The sequence below is a fragment of the Mycoplana sp. BE70 genome (assembly GCF_031455855.1).
Classification (GTDB): Bacteria; Pseudomonadota; Alphaproteobacteria; order Rhizobiales; family Rhizobiaceae; genus Mycoplana.
The window spans coordinates 61,727-86,480 of record NZ_JAVDTM010000015.1 but is presented as its reverse complement, the minus strand read 5'-3'; the positions used below and the strand labels follow the sequence as shown (position 1 = coordinate 86,480).

The window sequence follows — 24,754 nt, the reverse complement described above, 5'->3', positions numbered from 1 at the left end:
GATGCTGAGTAATTCTCGTTTTCGACCTCGGCTTTTCCTAATTAGAACCGATGGCGCGGCGGCGAATGAAGCGCCCGCTCCTGCCGGAAACGCTCTCATCAGCGTTTGAATAAGCTATCTTGCCGTTTACCAACAACGTCTTGATGCCTGTCGCGGGCGCAATGGGTTTTTCAAATGTTGCCGCATCCATGACGGTCGCCGGGTCAAACACTACGAGATCGGCGAAATAACCAGCCGTCACCCGCCCCCGGTCTTTTAGCCGGAATTTTGTTGCCGGCAGGCTCGTCATCTTACGGACAGCTTCTTCCAAAGAAAACAATCCAATATCTCGGGAATAGTGTCCGAGCACCCTTGGGAAGGTTCCCCAAAGGCGGGGATGGGGATGCTGATCGTGCGGAATCCCGTCTGAGCCGATCATCACCAATGGATTGGCGAGAATGCGCCGAACGTCATCCTCGTGCATGTCGAAATAAACTGCACCTGCCGGAGCAAGACGGGCGCTTGCTTCTTTCTGGCTCACGCCCCATTCGGTCGCGATGTCGGCAAGATCGCGCGCAGCCATCTCTGGATAGGGGGTGGACCAGGTAACCATGACGCGAATGCTTTCATCGACCCATTCCGGAAGCAGAATCGTCGAGCACGCAGCGTAGGGATATGCGTCGACACCGACCTCTTGTTTTGCAGCGGCAGCTTCGATCGCCTGCAGCGTGTGGACGCTCCTCCCCCAATTTCGCCTGCCGGCACATTTGTGGTGTGAAACGACGACCGGCACATCGGCACGTCGGCCGGTCTCGAACGTCTCTTCAAGGGATTCCATGACAAAATCGTCTTCGTCGCGCATGTGCGTGGTGTATACCCCGCCTGCCAATGCCACTTCCCGCGCCAGCGGTACCACTTCATCGATCACCGCTGCGCGAGCCGGTGGGTAGTAGAGCCCCGACGAAAGTCCGATGGCGCCGTCGTCAAGCGCCGCCGCAAGCATCAGCCGCATGTCTTCGATTTCGCAGTCTGTTGCAGGACGATTGAGATCGCCCATAGCAGCGACGCGCAGTGACGAGTGACCGACAAGAGCAGCAACATTGACCGCTGGCGAAGCCGCCTCGACCGCCTCAATGTATTCCGCCATTCGGCCAAACCGGTAGTCATCGGCGCCACCAAGCAAGTCCAAGGGCTGAGGCGGCTGCTTGCCGTTCAACAACAATGGTGAAAGGCTGATCCCACAGTTGCCGACGATGACCGTCGAGATTCCCTGACTGACTTTTGGCGCCATCGCCGGGTCGATCAATACCAGACGGTCATCATGCGTATGCACGTCGATGAACCCCGGGCTCACCACGTGCCCGCTGACGTCCAAATTCTCGCGACCTTGCAATGTTCCCGGCTCGGCGATCGCCGCGATTCGGTCACCGTTCACGCCGATGTCGCCGGCAAATCCCGGCTTCCCCGTGCCGTCGATGATCAAGGCGTTCCGCAGTACGAAATCATAAGTCGTGAGAGGCATCGGCGAGCACCTTCGTTTTAGTCGGCGAAAATGTAAGAAAAATAAATCGAGTTGACAACCTTTTCGTAAACTAACAACCTGCGCCCATCCTGTGGACCCTCGGTGGCCGTTTCATTGCGAAAACGTTTGGTTGAATATCTGGCCTCGGCGGATGCCAGTAAGACGGAAAAGGCGATCGGCAGCTACATGCTGGCGAATATGACCGGCATACCCTTTGAAACCGCAGCGTCTCTGGCGGCCAAGGTCGGAGTGAGCGAGCCCATGGTCGGGCGCTTTTGCCGTTCGCTGGGCTATCCGCATTTCAAGGCTTTCAAGGCCGTGCTTCAGGCGGACATCGGTGATCGGCCATGGCTCATCGGGGATCGTCTGCAGGAATTTCGGGAGCGGAGCAAAAACGGCGCGGACGAACTTGCGCGCAGCCTGGATTTGGAGATGGCTGGCTTGGTCGCCGTGTATGAGCTGGCCCGGTCTCAGCCATGGCAGCGCGCGGTGAAATTGCTATCCGAAACACCTCAGATCTACGCGGTCGGGTTCCAGACGGAGCGCGGCATCGCCCAGATCTTCGTCAACCAGATGGAGTACATACGGCCCGGTGTACGCCTTCTCGACCTTGCGGGAGGGAACTTTTCCGAACTCCTGTTGGCGGATGCAAAACAGTCCTGTCTCGTGATCTATGAAGCGCGGCGCTATTCGCGCCTTGCACCATTGCTGGTTCAAGAGGCTCGCGCCGCCGGAATTCCCATCATCCTGATCACCGACGAGTTCTGCGATTGGGGCCGGGAGCTGGTGGACGAAATGTTCGTTGTCCCTACCCAGTTCAACTTTTTCTGGGACTCGACGTCCTTGATGGTCACCCTCACGACCTTGATCGTCAACGGGGTCTTCGCGGCCCTCGGCCCCTCGGTTGAGCGCCGTATGGACCGCACGTCGGAGCTGTATAGCAACTTCACTGGCTATGTCGGAGACCCGTCAGGACCAACAAGAATATCCAGGCCACTCCAAGGAAAACAAAGGGGAACCAAATGAACTGCATACGCAAGATATTGAGCGGCACGGCTTCGCTGGCACTTGTGGGCGGCTTGTCCTTTGGGCTTGCACCCGCAGCCTTAGCCCAGGAGGCGACCTTCGTCATCGCTTCTTCGGCGGTCGGCGCGCCAAGTTACTACCCCATCAAAGCGACGATGCTGAATGTCTCGAACTATCTGATCTACGATCGGCTGATCGAACAGGATGAAAAGCAGCAATTCCACCCGCATCTGGCGGAATCCTGGGAATCGTCCCCAGACGGCATGAATTGGGTCTTCAAGCTGCGTCAGGGCGTCAAATTCCATGACGGCGAGCCTTTCAACGCCCAAACGATCGTCGACTGGCTTGCTTTGTACCAGGGCACCGACAACCAGTTCATGATCGATGCGATCGACAAGATCGAGGTGGTGGATGAGCACACTGTGAAGCTGCTTATGAAGCAGCCCGACCCGAACCTGCTTTTCAATTTCTCCAGCGTCTTTATGAGCGTTGTTAGCCCGAAAGCGGTGAAGGAACTGGGAGACGAGTACGGCATCACCGCCGCCGTCGGGACGGGGCCTTACAAGCTGGAAAGCTTCGCGGTCGGCCAGGAGACAGTGCTGACCCGCAATGACGACTACACCTGGGGATCGAAACTGTCGCAGAACCAGGGTCCGGCCAAGATCCAAACGTTGACGATGCGGGAGATTCCCGAGCAATCCACCGCGTTCCTGGAATTGAAGACCGGCGGCATCGATCTGCTTTACGACGTCCCGACCGATTTCCTGCCGCAGATCAAGGCAACGGCCAGCCTTGAAACGCTCAGCCTTCCCGGTCTTGTCGTCATGTACATGCCGATCAACACCAGCGTGGAACCGTTCACCGACGTTCGCGTGCGCGAAGCGACGGCCCTCGCTGTCAATCAAAAGGAAATTCTCGACAACATTTACAATGGCGTCGGCGCCGAAGCACACAACTTCCTGATCAGTTCGCTGGCGGAAGCTGATGTCGACCCGAAGTACAATGTTTCCTACGACCCGGCCAAAGCCAACGCCCTTCTCGATGAAGCAGGTTGGACGCTCGGGTCAGACGGTGTCCGCCAGAAGGATGGAAAGCCGCTCTCGGTCACGCTTTGGACACAGGGCGACACCGAGTTCAAGCGGGTGTCAGAAGCGGTTCAGGCGCAGCTCAAGGCCATCGGCATGAATGCGGAGATCACCGTCTACGACTCCAGCACCATCCGTGATCTCTACAAAAAGAACCAGCACCAGTTGGCGGTACGCAGCTACGATTGGGCCAACGCCGATATTCTCGACTGGTTCTTCAGCGGCAACCGCCTGGGTTACCCCAACATTTCGATGTGGAACGACCCCAAGTCGGAGGAACTGAACAAGAAGGCGATGACCGAGTCCCGCACCTGGGAAGAGCGGGTTGCCAACTTCAAGACCTATCACGAGCACCTTCTGTCGCAATGGCTGTTCGCACCGATCTATCAGCCGGTTCAAAACATCAGCTACAACAAGGATCGGCTTCGCGTGCCCGCCGAAATCCGCGGGCCCGGCCTGAGGGGGCAGACGATCCTGGACATGGAAGTGGTCGAGTAAGGTAAGGAAAAGAGCGCCGGGGGGAAGAAACGTATGCTCGGATTTGCCATGAAGCGCCTATTGCTTCTTCTCCCGGTGTTCTTTGCCGTTTCGCCGATAATCTTTCTGGTTGTCCATCTGGTTCCAGGAGATCCGATCGACAATCTGATACGCATCGGCGCCACTCCGCAGCAGAGGGCGGAGCTCGTTGCAAAATACGGTCTCGATAAGCCCCTGCTCGAACAATACTTCGTCTGGATCGCCAATCTCTTCAACGGTGATCTTGGCGACGCGATCGTGATAAGGCGCCCCGTCGCCACCCTTATCGCCCAAAACCTTCCCCACAGCCTGACACTCGGTAGCCTGGCGCTGCTGTTTTCCACCGTGGTCGGCATCGTTGCCGGGGCAACCGCGGCCGTTCATCGCGACCGCCTGGCCGACCGCGGCATTATGGGGTTGGTTCTGCTCGGATCGACCGTTCCAGGGTTCTGGATTGGCCTACTTCTGATCCTTGTTTTTGCAGTTCAGTTGGGCTGGTTTCCCGTTTCGGGAGCGCGCGGCTGGAACTCCCTCGTCTTGCCCGTCCTGACCATAGGCCTCGGCGGAACGGCGCTGATCGCCCGCGTCACCCGCGTGGCCATGATCGATATTTCGCAGAAGGATTTCATCCTGCTCCTGCACGCAAAGGGCCTGCCGAATTGGCGTATTCAGATATTCCATATCCTGCGCCACGCGTTGATCCCGGTCATCACGGTTTTGGCGCTTCGTATCGGTTGGATCTTGGGCGGCGCGGTCACCGTCGAGTTCGTCTTTGCCAGACCCGGCCTCGGCACGCTCCTTATTAAGGCATTGAACCAGAGAGATTATCCTCTCGTCCAGGGCTGTCTCCTGATGCTTGCCATAGCAGTCATGCTCGGCACGCTGATTGGCGACCTGCTCCAGGCCGCGATGGATCCACGATCAAGGGATGCATTCAAGTCATGACGCTAAGCGAAGACAGTACCTTTTACCGCGTCGTGTCGTCGCCTGGCGGCGCACTTTCCACTCTGTTTCTCGTGACGGTCATCTTTGTCGCGATTTTCGCCGACTGGCTCGCACCCTATTCGTTTGAGATACAGAATCTTCCGATGGCCAACACGCCTCCGTCTGCGGAGCATTGGCTGGGGACGGACGAATTCGGCCGCGATGTTCTGTCCCGCATCATCCACGGCGCGCGCACCTCGCTGAAGGTCAGTGTCGCGGCGATCTCGGTTTCGGTCTGCGTCGGCATGTTTCTTGGCGCGATGAGCGGTTATCTGGGCGGTACCTTCGACCGGATCGTCACCGCTGTCGTCGATCTAACCTGGTCCTTCCCGGAAATCCTGATCGCGCTCATCTTCGTGGCGATCGTCGGGGCCGGCATGTACTCCACAATGATGGCGATCGGCATCGCCTATCTTGCCCAGTTCACCCGGCTTACCCGTGCGCAGATTCTGAGCCTGAAGAACGAGACCTACGTCGAGGCGACTGTGAGCCTCGGGGCACGGCCGCTTCATATCGTATTCGCACACCTGCTGCCGAACGCTTTGCCGCCGATCATTGTTGCCGCGATGCTCGCGACCGGCGACGGCATCATATTGGAAGCGACGCTGGGCTTCTTCGGCCTTGGCGCGCAACCTCCAATCCCAAGCTGGGGCGGCATGATGAGCAATGGCACCGCACAGATGTTCACCGCCCCGTGGATCATTGTCTTTCCCGGCCTGATGGTGGCGCTGTCGGTCATCGCGATCAACATGCTGGGAGACAGCCTGATCCGCGCGCTTGACATTCGCTCGCAAGTACGGACGGCCTGACATGTCGCTTCTCGCCGTTGACGATCTTTCGATTTCGATCGGGAATATCACCCTGCTGGAGGGGATCACCTTCTCGGTCGACAAAGGCCAGGTCCTGGGCATCGTCGGCGAGTCCGGGTCGGGAAAGTCCCTGACGGCGCTCACGGTGATGGGGTTGCTGCCGCTCAGCCGCGGCCGCATCCGCAGTGGATCGATGGTGTTCGACGGCGTCGAACTGACCACCCTGCCGGAGCGCGCGTACCGAAAGCTGCGGGGCAGTCGGATCGCCTTCATAGCCCAGAATCCGATGACCTCGCTCGATCCTGTGATGTCTGTCGGCGACCAGATCGACCAGGTTCTGCGCCTGCATCTGAAAATGACACGCAAGGCTGCCCGCCTGCGCAGTATCGAACTTCTGTCGCAATTGCGCATCCCCGAGGCTTTCGAGGTTTGCAAGCTGTACCCGCATCAATTGTCTGGTGGCATGAAGCAACGGATCGTCATCGCGATGGCGCTTGCCGCGGATCCCGACCTGATCATCGCCGACGAACCGACCACGGCATTGGACGTGACAGTACAGGCGCAGATCATCGAGCTTCTGGTCCAGCTTGTGCGGCAGCGCGACATGGCACTGATGCTGATCACTCACGATATGGGTGTCATTGCGCATGCCTGCGACCAGGTTGTCGTGCTCTACGCTGGTCGGGTTGCCGAGAGCAATGAAACCGGCGCGATCTTCCGCCATCAGAGCCATCCATATACCGAAGCGCTGATCCGATGCATTCCGCGGGCAGGCATGGCACCGGGTAGCCTGAAGGGCATTCCCGGTAGTGTTCCGAGCGTTGCGGCCTATAAGTCCGGGTGCCGGTTCCATCCACGTTGCCCGATCGCAACCGATGTCTGCCGCACCGAAACACCGCAGATCAGAACAACCGCCGACGGCGGCTACGTCGCCTGCCACTTCACCGCTGGAGTTCAGGAATGACGCAGCTTCTGCCTACTCCGTTAGTATCCCTCACTGCCCTCAACCGCACTTTCTCCGGCGGCAAGCGGCTGCTGGGGAAGCCGCGAACGATGAACGCGGTCAGCGATGTCACGCTTCAGATCGAGCGCGGCAGCGTCACCGGCGTGGTCGGCGAATCCGGTTGCGGAAAGTCGACCCTTGCGCGTCTGGCGCTTCGGCTGATCGAACCGACCTCCGGCAGCGTCGTTTTCGACGGCGTCGATATCCGGTCGCTATCGCCAAAGACGATGCGGCAAATGCGCCGCCGCATGCAGATGGTCTTCCAGGACCCCTATTCGGCCATCGATCCGCGCTATCGGCTGCAGGATGCCTTGCTGGAGCCGTTTCGACTGCAGGGCATCAAGCTGACCAAGCTCGAAGCCAAGGCCAAGGTCGAGGAGCTGCTGCCCATGGTCGGCCTTCGGCCCGAGCTTGCCCGCAGCTTTCCGCATCAGCTTTCCGGCGGCCAGAAGCAGCGCGCATGCATCGCCCGTGCGCTTGCGCTTCAGCCCGAATTTCTTGTCCTGGACGAACCGACGGCCTCGCTCGACGTGTCGATACAGGCGCAGATCATCGGCCTTCTGGAGCGGCTAAAGGCCGAGCTGGGCCTGACCTATCTCTTCATCTCGCACGATCTTAGCCTCGTCCGCTACTTCTCCGACAAGATCGTGGTGATGTATCTCGGCCGCGTGGTCGAATTGTTGCCCGAGCCCTCCGCCTTGCCTCGCCATCCCTACACGAAGGCCCTGCTGGACAGTACCTTCGAACCTGACCCGAAGCTCAGACGTACGGTAACGCCAGCCGTTGGCGAAATTCCCAGTGCCTTCGACCTGCCCCAGGGATGTGCCTATGCCTCGCGCTGTCCGTTCGCCCAGGATCGTTGCCGGATCGAGCGGCCGGAGCTCGAGCCGCGCCCCGAGGGGAGCCTCAGAAATGTGGTTGGAAACATCCCGCTCCACGCTCATCCCGTCGCTTGCCATTTCCCCTTGCCGCTAACGTCCAGTTAAGGAACAGACATGTCCTTCCAGGTCCTGACAGCCGAGTTCAAACACGAGTCGAATACGTTCAACCGGAATCTGACGGGCTATGACGCGTTCCGTGGCAAATTCCTCTACTTCGGCGAGGAGGCGGTCGCCAGGCGCTCGCAAGCCAACACGGAGCTAGCCGGGTTCCTTGATGCCGCGAAGACGCACGGATGGAACGTCGAGCACGTGCTGAGCACCACCGCCGAGCCATCGGGAATGGTGACGCGGGACGCTTTCGACCGCCTTGCCGGTCCGATCGTGGAAGCGGCAAGACGGCGGAAGGATAGCCTTTCGGGAATTCTGCTCGGCCTGCACGGCGCGATGGTGACCGAATTCTGCGAAGACGGCGAAGGCGAACTGCTTGCCAGGTTGCGCGAGGCTGTGGGCGACGAGATCCCCATTGCGATAACGCTCGATCTTCACGCCAATGTCACACCGAAGATGTGCGATCTCGCAAACGTCATCGTGTCGTACAAAACCTATCCGCACATCGATATGCGCGAGCGCGGCGGGCAAGCAGGAGATATCCTGCAACAGGCCATGCAGGGCGAGATCAAGCCTCGCACCATTCGCGTCCATCTCCCCATGCTCGACGAGACCAGCACCGGACGCACCGACCTCGGGCCGATGATCGATTGGGTGGCACGCGCGAAGGAATATGAAACGCGCCCTAACGTCTTCGCCGTCAGCATCAACTCCGGTTTCGGCAACGCCGATATTGCCGATGTCGGCCCCACCGTGCTCGTTACCTGCCAGGGCGATGACACTGAACATTTCGCCTTTGCCAATCGCATCGCTGGAGAAATGTGGGCAGGACGCCACAAGTCCTACAATACCTACTATTCAGTGGAGGATGCCGCGACCGTGTGCAAAGCACATTCGGCATCGAAGCCTATCGTTGTCGCCGACTATGCTGACAATCCCGGCGGAGGTGGCTATGGCGATTCGACCGAACTGCTGCGCGCGCTTCTTGATGCGAAGGTGGAGAACGCCTGCTTTGGCCCGCTGCTGGACCCTAATGTCGCCCAGGAGCTCAGCACTGTCGCCGTTGGCGAGACGGTGACTGTCAACGCTGGCGGCAAGACGGACGCACGCTTCGGAGGCGGACCGCTGGCGCTTACAGGAACGTTGATGTTGACCAGCGACGACGGCGTCTTCACCGGCAACGGCCCAATGATCGGAGGCCTTCAGCTCAGCTTCGGCAAGACGGCGGTGCTGCGTGTAGAGGGTATTGATATCCTGATCGTCAGTCATGTCACCCAGATGCTGGACTTGCAGCAGTTTGCCGCTTTCGGCATCGACCCGACCAAAAAATCTGTCGTGGCCCTCAAATCCATGCAGCATTTCCGAGCTGCTTTCGAACCGATCGCCGACAAAGTAATCGTTTGCGACAGCGGGGCGTTGTGTACGTTGCAACTGGAAAAGCTCCCCTATCGCAATGTGCCTCGACCGATCTTCCCCCTGGACAAGGCCATGGAGTACGTCGCAGGCGCGTCATAAACGGCGCTGCCTCGGCGCATCCGGCTTTTCGGCTAATTGTTAGGAATCGATTTTGACCATTGATAATGACGTCGCAGTTCTCGGCGCGGGCATCGTCGGCGTGTCCACGGCCCTGCATCTGCAGGCCAAGGGACGGTCCGTCGCTCTGGTCGACCGCCGCGGCCCCGGCGAGGAGACCAGTTACGGCAACGCAGGGCTTATCGAGCGCGCCAGCGTCGTGCCATATGCTTTCCCACGCAATGCCCTGACGGTTCTACGTTTCGCCCTGAACCAGTCGGCGGATGTCCGCTACCACTGGCGGCATCTGCCTCGCATCGCTCCGTGGCTGTTCCAATATTGGCGCCACTCTTCGCCCGGACGTCTGGCCGAAGCAACCCGCGACATGCTCCCGCTCATCGAGCTTTGTGTCAGCGAGCACATGCGCATGCTGCAGGATGCGGACGCCACCCACCTTGCCCGTCAGAATGGATGGCTGGAAATCTGCCGCACTCCCAAGGATCTGGCGTATTCGATAAAGACGGCCGAAAGCCTGCTGAAATATAGGTTAAGCTATGACGTGCTGGAAACCCAGCAGCTGCTCGAACTGGAGCCCTCGGTCAACGCGTCCACTTTCGGGGCGATCCATTGGCGCGATCCCGTCACTGTGTCCAGCCCCGGCGCGGTGACCAAGGCTTACGCCAAGTTGTTCCTGCGGCGGGGCGGAAAATTTGTTCATGCTGATGCCCGAGGCTTGAAGCAGGCCGACGGGCACTGGAGCCTGCCATCGGCGGCCGGCAACATCCGGGTGAAAGAAGTCGTTGTCGCACTTGGGGCGTGGTCGACGGATGTGATCGAGCCGCTGGGCTATCGCATCCCTCTTGCCGTGAAGCGCGGATACCATATGCATTTCTCCCCAGCCGATGGGGTTTCGCTAAGACGACCGATCCTGAGCGAATATGGAGGTTTCGTCCTGTCGCCAATGCTCGATGGCGTTCGTCTGACAACAGGCATCGAACTGGCCCCACGTGATTCCGCGCCAACACCGATTCAGCTGGACATGGCGGAAACGATCGCCCGGAGGCTGTTTCCGCTCGGCAAGCGCGTGGAGCAAGAGGCCTGGATGGGTGTGCGACCGTGCCTGCCGGATATGAAACCGGTGATTGGACAGGCCGGGAGGCATTCCGGACTTTGGTTCAACTTTGGTCACGCACACCACGGATTCACCCTTGGCCCGGTAAGTGGTCGTTTGTTAGCGGAACGGATGACCGGAGAAATGCCTTTTGCCGATCCTTCGCCATATCGCGCAGATCGATTTTGATTTTTGAATCGAGCCCTCGACACGACCATATTAGCGAGGTGCCATTTGTCGGCAAAGTGACCACGGGACACCGAACTTTGCGGCCGACTCCGAGACGGTTCGAAAGGAGCATCAATCCCGCGCTCGTCATGCTGGTCGAATATCATTCCGCCCAGCACCAGGATCTTACCAGCCACATTCGCCAGTGCAGGTCAAACGCCAGCACCCTGTCCGAATAGTAATACTCGATGGCGTTCCACCAGTCGCGAAGCGCGCGCTGTTTTCCGGGAAGGTGTTCGGCAAGGGCCCTTGAAGTGAAACGCAACTCCAGGTCAGGGCGAGCCAAGCACCGCGGGCGGCGGGAACGCCCGGTCACGATCAGGGAATCTGTTGGCGGCAGCCCCGCCGAACAGGCCAACATCCGCCTGCGCCAGCCACGGCGAAGAGCGCCTCCGGTGTCTGCGGGAGCGCGGCGATCTCATGCAACGGCACCGGCTTGACCGGCGGCCGCAGGCGATAGGTGCCGACGTCCGCCGGGTGGCGTTGCTGTTCGTCGGCCAGAAGTTCGGTGACGGTCGCGGCACACATACGGCCCTGGCACGGCCCCATTCCGCAGCGCAGCATGGTTTTCAGCTGGTTCGGGCCGGCGACGCCCTGTGCGGCCGCCTCGCGGATGGCCCCGACGGAGACCTCCTCGCAGGGGCAGGCGATCACCTCGCTCTCCGAAGGGGCGCGGAATGATGGAGCCGGCTGGTAGAGGAGATCGATGAAGGCCCGACCGCGCAGCCGCGATCAATGCAATCCGCGAAAACGGCGCCTACGACGCATTCTCGAAGAAGTATTTCGACTTCGACATATATGGTGCTGAAGCAAACGAATCTCCGGTGCGCTGACAGTGGTGTTTTGCGCGCCGGGCTTGATGACCATGGTGAGCAAGCCGCAAGCGCTGCGGGGCAACAGCCGCTACGCAGGATCAGATTTCCGCCAACTAAGTCTTCGAGATGAGCTCGCTGTGGATCCACAGCGAGCGTCGTCGAACCTCGCGGATACTGGTTACAGCACTGCGAATCTGCACGGTACGTGGCGCTATTTCAAAAGCTTGTCTAGCGGTACAGCCTCACTGATCCGCCACTCGTCCACCCGCGCCGGCTTACCGCCGGTGATCTCGATAATCTGCATCAGCGCGGTGTTCTGATGATGCAATTCGCCGGTGAAGGTCCGCGGGCCGAATGCGGTGGGCTCGTCAGCCATCTTTTCCAGCTCCGCCGTAACCGCCGCTCCGTCAGCCGTTCCGGCACGCTCGACGGCCTTGGCCCAAAGATCGATCAGCACATAGCCGGGATAGGCATAGGAACTGGCTGGCCGCGCGCCGGTGACTTTCTCATAGGCCTTGTTGAAGGCCTCGACCTCGGGGCGCGGGTCGTCCCCATAGATCGATCCCTGCACCGGCACGACGAAGCCCGAGAGATTCGGGGTCGCGTCGAGCCAGTAGGAGCCGTCTACCGCAGAACCGTTGAGGATGAGCGAGTTGATCCCTGCCGCGCGGATCTGGCGGACGGCCGCCGCCGCACCCGGCATCACCGAACACAGCATGATGATGTCGGGCTCTTCGGGAAGAGCCTTGATGCGAGTGATCTGACTGGCAATCGAGGCATCATCGTTTTTGAACGTATCGGTGCCGACAATCTTCGCACCGTCGAGACGCGGGAACATCCAGTCGAAGCCGGTGCAGATGCCCTTGTTGTATTCGATGAAGGTGTCGAGCAGCACATAGGCCTCGCGGGCCTCGCGCTTATTGTAGGCCCATTCCGCCATCGTCGCGCCCTGCACCGGAGCAAGTACGGAGGACGAGAAGCTGTTGGGACCGACGCCCTGAATGCCGGCCTTCACATCCTCGGCACACAGGAAAAAGGAGTTCATGCCTTCGCCCTCGGCAACGAGAGCCGACGGCGCTCCGAAATCGTAGTCGCACGAGACGACCATCATCTGGGCGCCCTCGTCCAGCAACTGCAGACCGGCCTTGGACGCTTCCGCGCGGTCGGTGCGGGTATCGGCCTCGGTCCACTTGATCTGCTTGCCGAGCAGGCCGCCGGCCGCGTTGATCTCATCGATGCGGATCTTTGCAGCGGTGGCCGCCGGCGTGTCGTAGGCTTCCATCCAGCCGGATTTTGCAACGGCAAAGCCCACGTGGATGTCTTCTGCGAACGCCGAGGATGCCGCCAGAACACTGGCCAGCGTGGCAATCGTCTTCAGTATTGTTCCCTCTATCATTACTGTCTCCTCCAGGACATGTTGATTTCAGTATTTATCGGGTCGCAGCGATGCGCCTCCCTTCGCCACCCTCCGAATCCACCGAGCCGGCAGCGCAAGTTCGCGCCCCGCCATCAGGCCTGCCGGCCGAAAGACCAGAACGACAATCATGGCAATGCCAATCAGGATTTCCTGCGAGCCCGCGGGAAGCGAGAACTGGGCGCTGCCGATCGTGAAGCCCTTTTCCAGCCGCACCAGCGCCTCGACGGCCAGCGACACGACCAGTACACCGACGACCGCGCCCGACAGGCTGCCGATGCCGCCGACCACCAGCATCGCCAGCATCAGAAACGTCAGACTCAAATAGAAGGTGTCGGGGTTGAGAACACCGATGAAATGACCGAGCAGAGCCCCGCCGATGCCGCAGAAGAAGGCTGAAATCGTAAACGCCAGCAACCGATGCCGATAGCGATCGATGCCACTTGCCGATGCCGCGACCTCGTCATCGCGGGTTGCCCGGAGCGCAAGGCCCGACGCCGAAGCGCCGTAAACGGCCGCAGCAAGAATCGCCCCGCAGGCCCAACCGAGCGCCACCCATGAGTTCGTGTAACGGGCAAGGCCGACGACGGAGGACGTACCACCGGTCACCGGCGTCCAATTGGCCCAGATGGTATTGATCATTGCCAGGAAGGCGAAGGTCGCAATCGACGCGGCGATGCCTGACAGCCGCAGGATGGCTGCCCCCGTGACGCAGGCCAGCAGAGCTGCAACCACACCCGCAGCCAGCGCCGCCAGCAGCACCGGCCAATCAGCCTGTGCCAGCCAGTCCGGCAGTCCGGTCAGAAGCAGCGACTTCATCTGCGGGTTCAACGTCAGCCAGGCGGACACATAGGCGCCGACACAGGCAAAGGCCGCATGGCCGAAGCTGATGACGCCGGAGTTTCCGGCGAAGATCCAGAAGCCCACCACTAGCGTCACTCGAATCAGGGTTTCCGCCGCCATACGGCCCGTGGCGCGGTCGCTCAGTCCGGTCGCGACAAGAACGAAAAAGAGCAGCAGCAGACAAAGCAATACCGGAGTGGTGCGGGCTGCGATCCGGCGAGCGCGATGATCAGTCATGGTTGCGCTCATGGTTCAGACCCTCGGTTTGGCGGCGGCAGAGGCGAACAGCCCCTGCGGCCGGACGAGCAGGACAAGGATGACGAGGCCGAACAGGAAGGCATCGCGGAACGGTCTGGCTTCGAACGGCAGCGCAGCCTGCAGCAGCACCGAGGCTGCGCCAATCGCAAAGCCTGCCGCAACGGCGCCCGGCAGGCTGCCCATGCCACCCACAACGGTTGCGATGAAGGCGACGAGCATGATCTGTCCGCCCATGCGCACGTCGGCTACGCCCGTCTGTGCCACCAGCACCAGCGCCACCGCCGCGGCGAGCGCGCCGGATACCGCAAACGCACAGGCGATCACAGCGTTCGCCGGTACACCGAGCAATCGTGCCATGCCGAAATCCTCGGCAGCGGCGCGCATTTCCAGCCCGATGCGGCTTTTCTTCAGCAGCAAGGCGAGCGCGGCGAGCACGATCAGCACCGCGCCGATGACAATGATTTGCAGCAGCGGAACCTGCGCGCCGAGCACGCTGACCGGACTGCCGAGTTCCGGCCACAGGCTGACCGATTTCGGACGCCCGCCATAGGCAGCCATGAGGCCGCTCTGGATCACTACGCCAAGCGCGAAGCTGGCGACCATCAAGGCGACGGGGTTCGCATTGCGCAAGGGCCGGAAGACGACGAACTCAGAGGTGACTGCCAGCGACGCCCCTACCAGGAGGATCGCCGGCACAAGCACCAGAGCCGGCGCACGGCCCAGCCCCATCACCGCCGTAGCATCGGTCGAGGGCACGATCAGCGCGAAGACGGCAAAGGCGATGAATTGGCCATGGGCGAAGTTGACGAGCTTCATCACTCCGAAGATCATGGCGATACCAAGGGCGGCGACGGCGTAGATGCCGCCAAGCGCCAGCGCGTCGAAAATGAGTTGCAGGCTCATGCGGCGCTCTCCTGGCCGAAATAGGCTTCCGTCAGCAGATCCTCGGCGGCGAAGGCCCCTGCGTCGCCATCGGCGACGATGCGGCCGCCACGCATCAGGATCATCCGGCCGCCAACACGCGCGGCACGGGTAGAGCTCTGCTCAACGATCACCAGCGTCAACCCGCGCTGCGCCTGGAGCTGGGCAAGGCGCTCGTAGACCTCATCGACCACCTTCGGCGCCAGCCCGAGCGATGGCTCGTCCACCAGCATCAGCTTCGGATTGGTCATTAGCGCACGGCCGATCGCCAGCATCTGTTGCTGGCCGCCTGAAAGCGCGCCGGCATTGGCATGGCGCCGTTCGCTGAGGATCGGAAAGGCGTCATAGATCGCTGCAAGATCGTTCGGCACGGCGTTTCGGTCGCGCCTGAGTCCAGTACCGACCATCAGATTTTCCTGCACGGTCAGCGCTCGGAAGATGCGTCGCCCCTCGGGAACCATCGACAGTCCGCGCCTGGCGATCGCCTCCGGCGCACGGCCGGAAAGGATGTCGCCATCCATCTCGATCCGGCCGTGCGCCGCCCGGACTGCGCCTGAGATCGCGCCGAGCAGGGAGGATTTTCCAGCGCCGTTCGGACCGGATATGAACACACGCTCTCCTTCGGCCACCTGGAACGACAGCTCGTTCAGGGCCACCAGCTTGCCGTAACGGACGGACAGATCGAACACGCCGAGCTTTGACATCACGCCGCCTCCTTATGTTCAGCTCCGAGATAAGCCTCGCGCACGGCCGCACTTGCTAGAACTTGGGAACGGTCGCCCGTTTCGATGACCCGGCCGCCATCTAGAACCACGACATGGGCACAGACCGACAGCACCAGCCCGACATTGTGCTCGATCAGCAGCACGCCGACGCCGAGTTCGGTCGCGATACGGCGAATGAGACGGGCGAGATCGGTCGCTTCCGGTTCCGACATCCCAGCCGCTGGCTCGTCGAGCAAGAGGAAATCGGGGCAAAACATCAGCGCACGGGCAATCGCAACTCGTCGCTCGTCGGTATAGGGCAGACCGGCGGCGGAGCGGCTTTGGAGCGGCTCAAGTCCCATCCATTGCAGGAGGCGCACAGCCTCTTCTTCGGCGGCATGGCGGGAGTGGCCGAGGCCGACCCCGGTCACCGCCAGGTTGTCCAGAACGTCGAGCCCGGTGAACAGGCGTCCGGCCTGAAAGGTGCGGGCCACGCCGAGGCGACGAAGCGCATGGGCGCTGAGCCCGGACACATCGCGCCCGGACAGCACCACCCGCCCCGTGCTCGGACGCTGAAATCCGGTCAGGACGTTGACGCAGGTGGTCTTGCCCGCGCCGTTGGGGCCGATCAGCCCCAGCACCTGCCCCGGCTCCAGTGAAAGACTAACCCTACTGAGGGCCTGGAAGCCGCCAAAGGCGACCCCCACCGTTTCCAGCGCCAGTCCCGCCATCGGCTCAGGCCTCGTCCGTCAAGGTGACGACATAGGTGCCGGAAGCGTCCAGTCGGGCAACCCAGCCCGGCTCGATCACCAGCGTCGTGGTCACTTCCTGAATCACGGCGGGACCCGTGATCTCATCGCCCGCGCCCAGCATCGCCCCCTCATAGACCGGCGTTTCGTGAGCGATCCCGGAGGCGAGAAAGATCATTTCGCGCGTGCCCTTGAGAGCGGAGTGTGTCCCGTTTCCCGCTGCGATGGTCATGCGGTTTGGCCGGTCCACACGCCCCGAGATGGCGCTTTCGACGTTGACCACCTCGACTGCGCTCTGCGGTTCGCAGTAGGTGTAAAGCTCCTCGTGGCGGGTGTGGAACGCCGCCTTGAGCCGCTCGAGCGCCGCCTCGTCGATATCGAACGGATCGACATAGACGGTGCATTCGTGCACCTGTCCGACATAGCGCATGTCGAGCGAACGGCGGATGCTGATGCGATCCTCCGTGAAGCTGTCTTCCTTCAGGTCCTTGATGCCGCGGGCTTCCAGTTCATTGAACACCCTGTCGAGCCGCTGGGCGGTCTCCGCGCCTTCGAGGCGGGCGGCGACCGGGGCCATGTAATTGTACTTCACGTCAGAAATGATCTGACCGAAGGCGCAAAGGCCCGAGGCGAGCTTGGAGATGAGCACCTTGCGGATGCCCATCTCACGGGCGAGGGCTGTGATATGCGCGCCGGTCGCGCCGCCGGCGCAGTTCAGCACGAAATCGCGCGGATCATAACCGCGCTCGACGGACACGCGGCGAATGGCGTTGACCATGTTGTTGTTGACGATGGTGAACATGCCAAAGGCGGCTTGCTCGACGGTGAGGCCGAGCGGTTCGGCGAGATGCGTCTTGATCGCCTCGCGAGCCTTTACGATGTTGAGCGGCAGACGCCCTCCGACGAGGCCATCGGGATTGAGATAGCCGAGCACCAGGTTGGCGTCGGTCGTCGTCGGTTGCTGGCCGCCCTGATCGTAGCAGGCAGGGCCCGGTTCGGATCCGGCAGACTGCGGTCCCATCTGCAGCAAGCCCATGCTGTCGATCCAACCGATCGAGCCGCCGCCGGCGCCAAGCGTCTCCACCTGGATCATCGGCATACCGATGCGGTAGCGCAGGAAGTCGATGTTCTTCGAAACGTTGGCAAGGCCGTCACGGGTCAGCGTGATGTCGAATGACGTGCCGCCCATGTCGACGGTGATGATGTTCTTCTCGCCCCACGGGTCGCCGATATAGAGGGCGGCCTGCGGCGCCGATGCAGGCCCGGAATTGATTGCGTAAACAGACTGGTCGGAGACGACTGTGCCAAGCGCAAGGCCGCCGTTCGACTGGAAGTAGCGTACCGGATTACGGGCGCCGAGTTCCCGGAAATAGCGGTCCACCGCGTTGACGTAGCGTTGCAAGATTGGGGCGAGATAGGCGTTGACGATCGCTGTCGAGGTGCGGGTGTACTCCCGCACCTGCGGATAGAGCTGGCTGCCGACGGTCAGACGGACATCCGGCATCATCTCGCGCACGATCCTGGCGGCGCGGATTTCATGCTCGGGGTGGAGCACAGACCAGACGAAGGAAATTGCCACGGAATCGACTCCTTCGCGCAGGAAATGGCGGCAGGCCTCGCGTACGTCCTCCTCGTTCAGCGGCGTGTGCACGGCGCCAGTTGAGATGACACGCTCGCGAACGCCGCGGCGCAGATAACGTGGCACGAGCATGGTGGCAGGCGGGTACTCCGGATCGTAGCGATAACCGTCTTCCTTGTGGCCGAGGCGGATCTCGATGGAGTCCTCATGCCCTGTGGTGGCGATTAGGCCGGTTTTCGCACCGGTGTGGGTGATCAGCGCGTTGAGGCCGACGGTCGTGCCGTTGATGCAAAGGTCGGCGTTCGAGACGATTTCACGAGGCGATATGCCGGTCTCTTCTTCGATTACCTTCAATCCGTTGCGGATCGCCATCGTCGGATCCTGCGGCGTGGAGAGCGCCTTGAAGATGCGCACGTCGCCTTTGCGGTCAGCCAGAATGAAATCGGTGAAGGTGCCGCCGGCATCGATGCCAAGGCGATACTGGTTCTGCATGGGTCTTGATCCTTTGAATTGTGTCAGGCAGCGCGAAACGCGGCTGTTGCAGCTTGATCGACGTCGAGCGTTTCAGCGTCGGCGATCACGACGCCGTAATCGAGCCTGGCACCCTCGATACTGACGAGCCCGTTACGCACGTCATCGACGACCTTTTGGACATCGCGCTCGAACGGGTTGCCGAAACCGCCGCCCCCCGGGTTGCGGTTGGCGGCGCGCTCGCCGGGCTGGATGGTCTCGATCACGTTCTCGGTGATGACCTGCGTCGCGCCGTTGCGGGTAATCTCAAGCCGCCCGACCTTCGGGGCGATCATTGCGGATTTCGCGCCGGCCGCACCCATCGCCGGGATGCGGCGACCCTCGCCGAAGGTGACAAGCGTCATCGGCGTGTCGAGCGGCTCGACCTCCCAGCAGGTCCCTGAACCGCCGCGATGCTTACCGGCGCCGCCGGAATCTTCCATCAGCGAATAGCGATGGATGATGATCGGATAGCTGTGCTCCAGCATCTCGATGTCGCCGGACGTCAACGCGCCGAAGCAGCATTCCGGTCCGCAGGCATGCCAGCCGTCCTGGCTCGCGGTTGCTCCGGCGCCCGAGATGATCGAGGCAAGCACCATGGTGACGTATTCCTCGTCGTGGCGTTTGTCCCAGCCGGCAATGTTGCAGCCGTTGGCGTGGCCCCAACTGGCTGACACCTTGTCCGGGGCGGCCTGTTCGAAAGCGAGACGCACGGCGTCGGTCAGCGTTTCCATCGGCGTGGTGGTGCAGTTCATGTGCGGTGCCGGCGACTTGGCGTTGCAGAGCGTGCCCTTCGGCCCCATGTCGGTCGTCACGCAGCGGTAGAGCCCCTCGTTGTAGGGCGGCGGCAGCTGGGCGAACATCATCAGGCCGAGATAGACCCCGGAGTGGCTGTTGCCCTCGTAGCTGTTGATGAAATAGGGCACCTGCGGCGGCGAGGAGACAGCGATGTGGCAGCTGTCGCCGGTGATCGTCACGGTCGCAGTGATCTCGAAATCGCCGAAGCCGTGACCGGCGTCCTCCAGGATCGCTGTACCCGAATAGGTGCCGTCCGGCACTCCGGAGATTAGCTTGCGCATGTGCGCTTCGGCCATTGAGAGCAACTCGGCGATACACTCCTGCACCGTCTCCTTGCCGTACTTGTCCATCAGGCCCATCAGCGCGCGGGCGCCCACCTGGCACGCGCCGATCAACGCATTGAAGTCGCCCTCTTGATCACGCCGTGCGCGCATGTTCGTCAGAAGCAGATTCATCACGTCATGCTGCGGCTTGCCCTTGTCCCACAGCTTGATGGGCGGAATGCGCAGGCCCTCGGCAAAGATCTCAGTCGCAGCCGGGTTGTAGCCAGCAGGCACCGGCCCACCGATATCGGTCAGATGGCCCTTGCAGACCGTCCAGAACACCAGCTCGCCCTCGTAGAACACCGGGTAGTACATACAGGTGTCGATGATATGGGAGCCGCCATAGGCCGGGTCGTTGTGGAGGATCAGGTCGCCTTCGTGGATGTCACCGTCGAAGAACTTCGCAACCGACTTCATCGCCGGGATCAGCGACCCGAGGTGGATCGGGATATCCTGCCCCTGCAGGATCATTTCCGGCGTGTGATTGAACAGCGCCGTCGAATAGTCGTGCGCCAGGTTGAACACCGACGAGCGCGCCGTCTGCTCCAGTGTGAGCGTCATCTCGCGCTGGGTCGTTTCCAGCACGCCCCGCACCACGGACAAAGTGATGGGGTCGACCTTCCGGGTTGTCATCGTCCTTTTCCTCCCGTGACCAGCCGGCGAATGCCACGCACGCGTCAAGGGTCCGCCCTTTGGACAGACGATGGTTTATCCCCCCTTTGCGTGCCGATTTTCCGGCTTCTTGATTTCTGGCCATCAGGCTGTCACCGCGACTTGCCTGGGTCTTGCATCAGGACGCACAATCGTTTGTCGCAGAGCGCACCATCCAACCGGCGGCGTTGAATTCCCTTGCATCGGGGAAACTCAGCCATTACCCAAAAAAGGACAAACAATACTTGGGAGGGTATTGTCTTGCAGGTGAGTGAGCACAGGACGGAGCATCTGCCGCCGCGCGAACGTGCCAACCATTGGTCGGCCGTAATCGCTGAGACTTATTTTCCGCTGCAACTGACATTCCGCGACGCGGCTTCGTTTCAGGGACGCTTGGAGAAACGATCGTTCGGCGACGTTTCGCTGTCGCGACTACAAACGGAACCGATGCAGTACGAGCGCCGGCGACGGCACATCGCCGATGCCAGCGGCGAGGAGTACCTGATCACTATTCCGCGCATCAGCCCCGTCGAATTCCACCAGCTAGGGCGCGACGTGCGATGCGACCCCGGTGGATTCATCATCGAGCGGGGCGACGAGCCCTATCGGTTCTCCTATGCGGCCGCAAACGATCTGTGCGTTCTGAAAGTGGCCAAGCCGATGCTGGCGGAAAAGCTCCGCAATCCCGATCAGTATTGCGCGCGGGCTTTTGACGGTTTCAATGGCGTGGGCGGCCTGCTGAGCAACATGGCGCGACTGCTGCAAGCAGACTACATCGCGGACCAGAAGGCCACGCAAGTTCTCGGGCGCCACCTGATCGAACTGCTGGCGCTTGCAATTGACGGGCAATCGGCCGCTGGCGACGACCACAAGTCATCGGTTCGCGCTGCGCACTTACGCCGTGCCGAGGAAGTCATCGAGCGCAATCTCTCGAATCCCGCCCTGTCACCCGAAATGGTAGCTAACGCCTGCGGTATATCCAAACGGTATCTTCATGAGCTGTTTTCGGATGCGAACCGTCCGGTCTCCCAATTTATCCGCGAAATGCGCCTCGCCGCCGCGCGGGATTTGCTGCTCATGCCGAACTCGGGGGCGATCGCCGATGTAGCTTATCGGTTCGGTTTTTCGGACCATGCGCAGTTTTCGCGATTGTTTAAGGCGACGTACGGAAGGACACCCTCGGGATTTCGCGCAGGAGTGGCAAAGCTTCATCCGCGTGGCAGATGAGTCGAACTGCGTCGACACAAGGTGACGTCGAGAAACTTTCACTGAGTACCGGCTGGGGCGGGGTGCAGCACGCCGTATGCGATGAGAAGCGGGTTTCTACGTTCGCGAGCCGGTATCGACGTCGTCCCACCTTGGCCGCTATAATGCATTCGCCACCATACCAACCTTTTTCTCATCGAACCGCTCATCCTCTCAGGTTTCATGATGCTTTTCTGTACACTGACAGATGAGGGCTTGTATAAACTGGCCAAGACGCGTTAATCGCATCCGCTCGATTGACGGAGGCAGATTTGTCCAACGACCCACGCAAGAACGAACTGGCGCAACTCACCGCAGACGTAGTTTCCGCATACGTCGCGAAGAATGTTACCCCGCAATCCGCTATTGCCTCTTTGATATCTGATGTTCATGCGGCCCTGAGTGACTTGGGCAAAGCCTCTCCTGAGTCCCCAACGACCGTCGTCGTGGAGGAAGTTCAAAAGCCCGCGGTGTCTATCAAAAAGTCGGTTTCCCCGGACGCCGTTGTCTGCCTCGAGTGTGGTAAGGCCTTCAAATCGCTGAAGCGGCACCTCCACACTCATCACGGGCTCGCGCCTGAGGATTATCGCACAAAGTGGAAGCTCTCTCCGGACTACCCCATGGTCGCTCCAAATTATGCGGAAGCTCGCTCATCCTTGGCGAAGCAGATGGGCCTTGGCCAGCGACGCGCGCAGAATACCAAGAGCGCAGCGAACGCAAAAAAGTAAAGCGACGGAGCCAGGAGCAGCGTCGTTGTCAGTCGCATGCCCCTTTGATAGCTTCGCAGCTTAGTTCGACGCAGGGACATGAGAGGCAAGCCAAGGTGGGTTTTCCCGTGGCTACCATCCAACGCCTCTGAACGTCCGCCGCGTATCGAACCGGAAAGATAGCTGATCCGGAATATGTCGCTCCTCCGGGTGTGTTCGACGCGATGCTGGTCGAGGCCTTCTACCGGCCAAAGGCTGGCAGCGACCACTTCATCACCGGAAACCTCGGTTCCTGGGCTGTCGCATGAAGGGTATAGAAGCGATAACTGCACTGGTCAGTGCATATCCATACGTGTCGTATGGAATTGTGCTGGTTCTGGCTCTTTCGGAGTCCTTGCCGGTGCTTGGAGCGGCCATTCCCGGCACAGCGATCATTGTTGGCCTCTCAGTCCTGGTGCCATCCGGGGTTTTGAAACTTTATCCCTTGCTGGCGTCCGCGACGGCTGGGGCAATCATCGGTGACGGTTTCGCATTCTGGCTCGGTCACCGATATCATCGTGAAATTGCGGATCGTTGGCCGTTCAACAGATTTCCGGCGCTCATTGAAAAGAGCGAAGCATTCTTTCACCGTCATGGCGGCAAGAGCGTCTTCCTTGCTCGCTTCACCCCGGGCGTACGGGCTTTCGTCCCTCTGGTCGCTGGCATCACTCAGATGTCAGCTGGTCGGTTCTACGCCGTCAACATCCTGTCAGCGCTTGTCTGGGCACCAGCACATATCTTGCCTGGTGTGTTCGCAGGCGCTTTCGCGGCCTCTCAAGGGGCAGCTGGAACGCGCCTGATCGTTCTGTTGATCATCCTCGCCGCTGCCGCTTGGCTGATGCTCCGGTTGACGCGTTACGCAGTTCTCCACACGGTCCCTCTCATTATGTACGCGGTCGAAATGCTTCGCGCCTGGGCCAAGCAAACCGACAATCTCGCCAGCAGACTGGTCCTTCGGCTGATGGGCCCGACGGAAGGTGAGCTGCCAATCCTCGCTTTGCTGATCGCGATCCTGATTGGAGCAGCGTGGTTGTTCTTCGGGATCGCCGAAGACGTCATCACTGGCGATCCTTTGATCGTATTTGACAAATCGGTGTTTGACTTTCTGCAGGGCCTTCGGACGAGAGCCGCCGACGCCGTCATGATCGGGGTCACCGAACTTGGCGACACGACCGTCGTACTGGCGGTATCGGCCGCCGTCCTGGTACTCCTCGCAGCTCAACGATCCTGGCGGACGGCAGCCTACTTTCTGGGCGCAGTCGGCGGAGCCTCAATATTCAACACCGCGATCAAGGTCGCAGTCCATCGCGCGCGGCCAAGCCTTGATCTGTATGCGGGGTGGAGCAATTTCTCCTTTCCCAGTGGTCATAGCACCGAAATGCTGCGCTTTACGGGTTCATAGCCTTCCTGGCGTGTCGCCGATTGTCAGCTGCAGGACGAATGTGGGTCGCACTGCCGGCCACGATGCTGATCATTGCGATAGCTTTCTCGCGTGTCTATCTCGGCGCACATTGGTTTTCGGACGTCGTTGCAGGTCTGGCCTTTGCGGCAGTCTGGCTAACAATCCTGATTGTGGCATACCTCAACCACCAATCCTCAAGGGAAACCACCGTCGGTCTGCTTGGTGTGGCGGGGGCGGCGTTGCTCATTGGCGGCGGTTTTACCATTTGGCACCACCACGCTGCTGACATCGACCGCTATGGGATAAGGTCAGAGGTTCGGACCGTTTCCAAGAAGGACTGGCTGGACCGGGAATGGGAAGCACTGCCAGCACGGCGTCTTGATATCAGGGGTGAAAACGAGGAGCCCTTCATCATCCAATATGCGGGTCCGCTGTCCGGTCTCGCCAAGCAGCTGGAGGCGAACGGCTGGAGCCGGGGTAGCGTTTGGAATCCCTCTGGTCTCGCGGAATGGCTCAACCCCAACCCCGACATCGAGAAGCTAGCAACGATCCCCCTTCTCAACCGGGGCAATCTGCCTGCGCTCATCATGCTGAAGAAGACTAGCGTCCCTGATCTAGGACGCTATGTGCTTCGAGCTTGGCCAACTGAGTTGAATCTCGACACGAAGCCGATCTCGCCCATCTGGCTCGTCTCCGCGGTGGAAGAGAAGCGCCATGATTTTATTTTCGGATTGGGCTTTTCCGAAGATGTTGGCGGCTACGAAACAATCCGACAATTGGTAGCCAACGATCTCGATACCAGGAAGGCGACCGAGAAAGTTCGTGCAGTCACCGCAGGCGACGGGAGCGGGCATGTCTCCTTGTTTTCCGGTTTGTAGTTCGAGAAATGAAGGCGATATGCCCGCGTTGTGTCGTAGCGGCAGCAGCGCCGAGAAACGCGATCTTACTGCAGCACTGGCAGTGGAACCTGGGCGAGTGCCGGACATCGACGAACTGCTCATACGTTGGGGGCACTTGATATGCCTGTTCCAA

Annotated in this window: 21 protein-coding genes and 1 pseudogene; 13 read left to right on the top strand and 9 right to left on the bottom strand. The window is 60.7% G+C overall.

Annotated elements, in window-relative coordinates:
• Positions 1–37 precede the first annotated feature (37 nt).
• Positions 38–1,462, bottom strand: coding sequence for a D-aminoacylase (locus tag J2Y48_RS22715; protein WP_310422998.1), 1,425 nt, complete (start codon positions 1,460–1,462; stop codon positions 38–40).
• Between the two features lie 141 nt (positions 1,463–1,603).
• On the opposite strand from J2Y48_RS22715, the gene J2Y48_RS22710 reads away from it, so the two are divergent.
• The 8 genes from J2Y48_RS22710 to J2Y48_RS22675 are packed head-to-tail and all read left to right on the top strand — an operon-like array spanning position 1,604 to position 10,725.
• Positions 1,604–2,527, top strand: coding sequence for a MurR/RpiR family transcriptional regulator (locus tag J2Y48_RS22710; protein ID WP_310422995.1), 924 nt, complete (start codon positions 1,604–1,606; stop codon positions 2,525–2,527).
• Positions 2,524–4,110 carry an ABC transporter substrate-binding protein gene (locus J2Y48_RS22705; protein ID WP_310422992.1) on the top strand — a complete coding sequence of 529 codons (1,587 nt, stop codon included), beginning with the start codon at positions 2,524–2,526 and terminating at the stop codon, positions 4,108–4,110. The genes J2Y48_RS22710 and J2Y48_RS22705 overlap by 4 nt, the downstream gene beginning before the upstream one ends.
• Positions 4,111–4,143: 33 nt before the next feature.
• Entirely contained in the window at positions 4,144–5,073 is a 930-nt protein-coding gene (locus J2Y48_RS22700; RefSeq protein ID WP_310422989.1) for an ABC transporter permease, read from the top strand.
• A complete protein-coding gene (locus J2Y48_RS22695) occupies positions 5,070–5,921 on the top strand; it encodes an ABC transporter permease (RefSeq protein ID WP_310422986.1) in 852 nt (283 codons plus the stop codon). Before J2Y48_RS22700 ends, J2Y48_RS22695 begins: the two co-directional genes overlap by 4 nt.
• A gap of 1 nt (position 5,922) precedes the next feature.
• Positions 5,923–6,885 carry an ABC transporter ATP-binding protein gene (locus tag J2Y48_RS22690; RefSeq protein WP_310422983.1) on the top strand — a complete coding sequence of 321 codons (963 nt, stop codon included), beginning with the start codon at positions 5,923–5,925 and terminating at the stop codon, positions 6,883–6,885.
• On the top strand, positions 6,882–7,910 hold the full coding sequence (locus J2Y48_RS22685) for an ABC transporter ATP-binding protein (protein WP_310422980.1): 1,029 nt from the start codon (positions 6,882–6,884) through the stop codon (positions 7,908–7,910). The genes J2Y48_RS22690 and J2Y48_RS22685 overlap by 4 nt, the downstream gene beginning before the upstream one ends.
• A gap of 9 nt (positions 7,911–7,919) precedes the next feature.
• On the top strand, positions 7,920–9,428 hold the full coding sequence (locus J2Y48_RS22680) for a M81 family metallopeptidase (RefSeq protein WP_310422976.1): 1,509 nt from the start codon (positions 7,920–7,922) through the stop codon (positions 9,426–9,428).
• 58 nt (positions 9,429–9,486) lie between these two features.
• Positions 9,487–10,725 (top strand): FAD-dependent oxidoreductase, encoded by a 1,239-nt coding sequence (locus J2Y48_RS22675; RefSeq protein WP_310423161.1) that lies wholly within the window; start codon positions 9,487–9,489, stop codon positions 10,723–10,725.
• Positions 10,726–11,082: 357 nt separating this feature from the next.
• On the opposite strand, the gene J2Y48_RS22670 is transcribed toward J2Y48_RS22675, so the two are convergent.
• The gene (locus J2Y48_RS22670) at positions 11,083–11,418 is read right to left on the bottom strand and encodes a (2Fe-2S)-binding protein (protein ID WP_310422973.1); all 336 of its coding nucleotides are present in this window, start codon (positions 11,416–11,418) and stop codon (positions 11,083–11,085) included.
• 71 nt (positions 11,419–11,489) lie between these two features.
• Between J2Y48_RS22670 and J2Y48_RS22665 the strand changes: the two are divergent.
• A pseudogene (locus J2Y48_RS22665) lies at positions 11,490–11,597 on the top strand (amino acid ABC transporter); the annotation flags it as partial.
• Between the two features lie 193 nt (positions 11,598–11,790).
• Here J2Y48_RS22665 and J2Y48_RS22660 read toward each other — a convergent pair.
• Genes J2Y48_RS22660 through J2Y48_RS22630 form a run of 7 tightly spaced genes read right to left on the bottom strand, consistent with a single transcriptional unit; the run spans position 11,791 to position 20,311 of the window.
• The gene (locus J2Y48_RS22660) at positions 11,791–12,975 is read right to left on the bottom strand and encodes an ABC transporter substrate-binding protein (RefSeq protein WP_310422970.1); all 1,185 of its coding nucleotides are present in this window, start codon (positions 12,973–12,975) and stop codon (positions 11,791–11,793) included.
• Between the two features lie 27 nt (positions 12,976–13,002).
• On the bottom strand, positions 13,003–14,073 hold the full coding sequence (locus tag J2Y48_RS22655; protein ID WP_310422967.1) for a branched-chain amino acid ABC transporter permease: 1,071 nt from the start codon (positions 14,071–14,073) through the stop codon (positions 13,003–13,005).
• Positions 14,074–14,088: 15 nt separating this feature from the next.
• Complete coding sequence (locus J2Y48_RS22650) at positions 14,089–14,997, bottom strand: branched-chain amino acid ABC transporter permease (RefSeq protein WP_310422964.1); 909 nt, start codon at positions 14,995–14,997, stop codon at positions 14,089–14,091.
• Positions 14,994–15,719 (bottom strand): ABC transporter ATP-binding protein, encoded by a 726-nt coding sequence (locus J2Y48_RS22645; RefSeq protein WP_310422961.1) that lies wholly within the window; start codon positions 15,717–15,719, stop codon positions 14,994–14,996. The genes J2Y48_RS22650 and J2Y48_RS22645 overlap by 4 nt, the downstream gene beginning before the upstream one ends.
• A complete protein-coding gene (locus J2Y48_RS22640) occupies positions 15,719–16,450 on the bottom strand; it encodes an ABC transporter ATP-binding protein (RefSeq protein WP_310422958.1) in 732 nt (243 codons plus the stop codon). The genes J2Y48_RS22645 and J2Y48_RS22640 overlap by 1 nt, the downstream gene beginning before the upstream one ends.
• A gap of 4 nt (positions 16,451–16,454) precedes the next feature.
• Positions 16,455–18,539: a hydantoinase/oxoprolinase family protein gene (locus J2Y48_RS22635; RefSeq protein WP_310422956.1), complete on the bottom strand. Its 2,085-nt coding sequence runs from the start codon at positions 18,537–18,539 to the stop codon at positions 16,455–16,457.
• A 23-nt stretch (positions 18,540–18,562) separates the two neighbouring features.
• Positions 18,563–20,311, bottom strand: coding sequence for a hydantoinase B/oxoprolinase family protein (locus tag J2Y48_RS22630; protein ID WP_310422953.1), 1,749 nt, complete (start codon positions 20,309–20,311; stop codon positions 18,563–18,565).
• Positions 20,312–20,596: 285 nt separating this feature from the next.
• Here J2Y48_RS22630 and J2Y48_RS22625 point away from each other — a divergent pair, with 285 nt between their 5' ends.
• The 4 genes from J2Y48_RS22625 (at position 20,597) to J2Y48_RS22610 (ending at position 24,600) form a co-directional block, all read left to right on the top strand.
• On the top strand, positions 20,597–21,556 hold the full coding sequence (locus J2Y48_RS22625) for a helix-turn-helix domain-containing protein (protein ID WP_310423157.1): 960 nt from the start codon (positions 20,597–20,599) through the stop codon (positions 21,554–21,556).
• A gap of 275 nt (positions 21,557–21,831) precedes the next feature.
• Positions 21,832–22,302: a MucR family transcriptional regulator gene (locus J2Y48_RS22620; protein WP_405030289.1), complete on the top strand. Its 471-nt coding sequence runs from the start codon at positions 21,832–21,834 to the stop codon at positions 22,300–22,302.
• Positions 22,303–22,585: 283 nt separating this feature from the next.
• A complete protein-coding gene (locus J2Y48_RS22615) occupies positions 22,586–23,722 on the top strand; it encodes a VTT domain-containing protein (RefSeq protein ID WP_310422947.1) in 1,137 nt (378 codons plus the stop codon).
• A 38-nt stretch (positions 23,723–23,760) separates the two neighbouring features.
• Positions 23,761–24,600 carry a phosphatase PAP2 family protein gene (locus J2Y48_RS22610; protein WP_310422944.1) on the top strand — a complete coding sequence of 280 codons (840 nt, stop codon included), beginning with the start codon at positions 23,761–23,763 and terminating at the stop codon, positions 24,598–24,600.
• Positions 24,601–24,754: the final 154 nt, after the last annotated feature.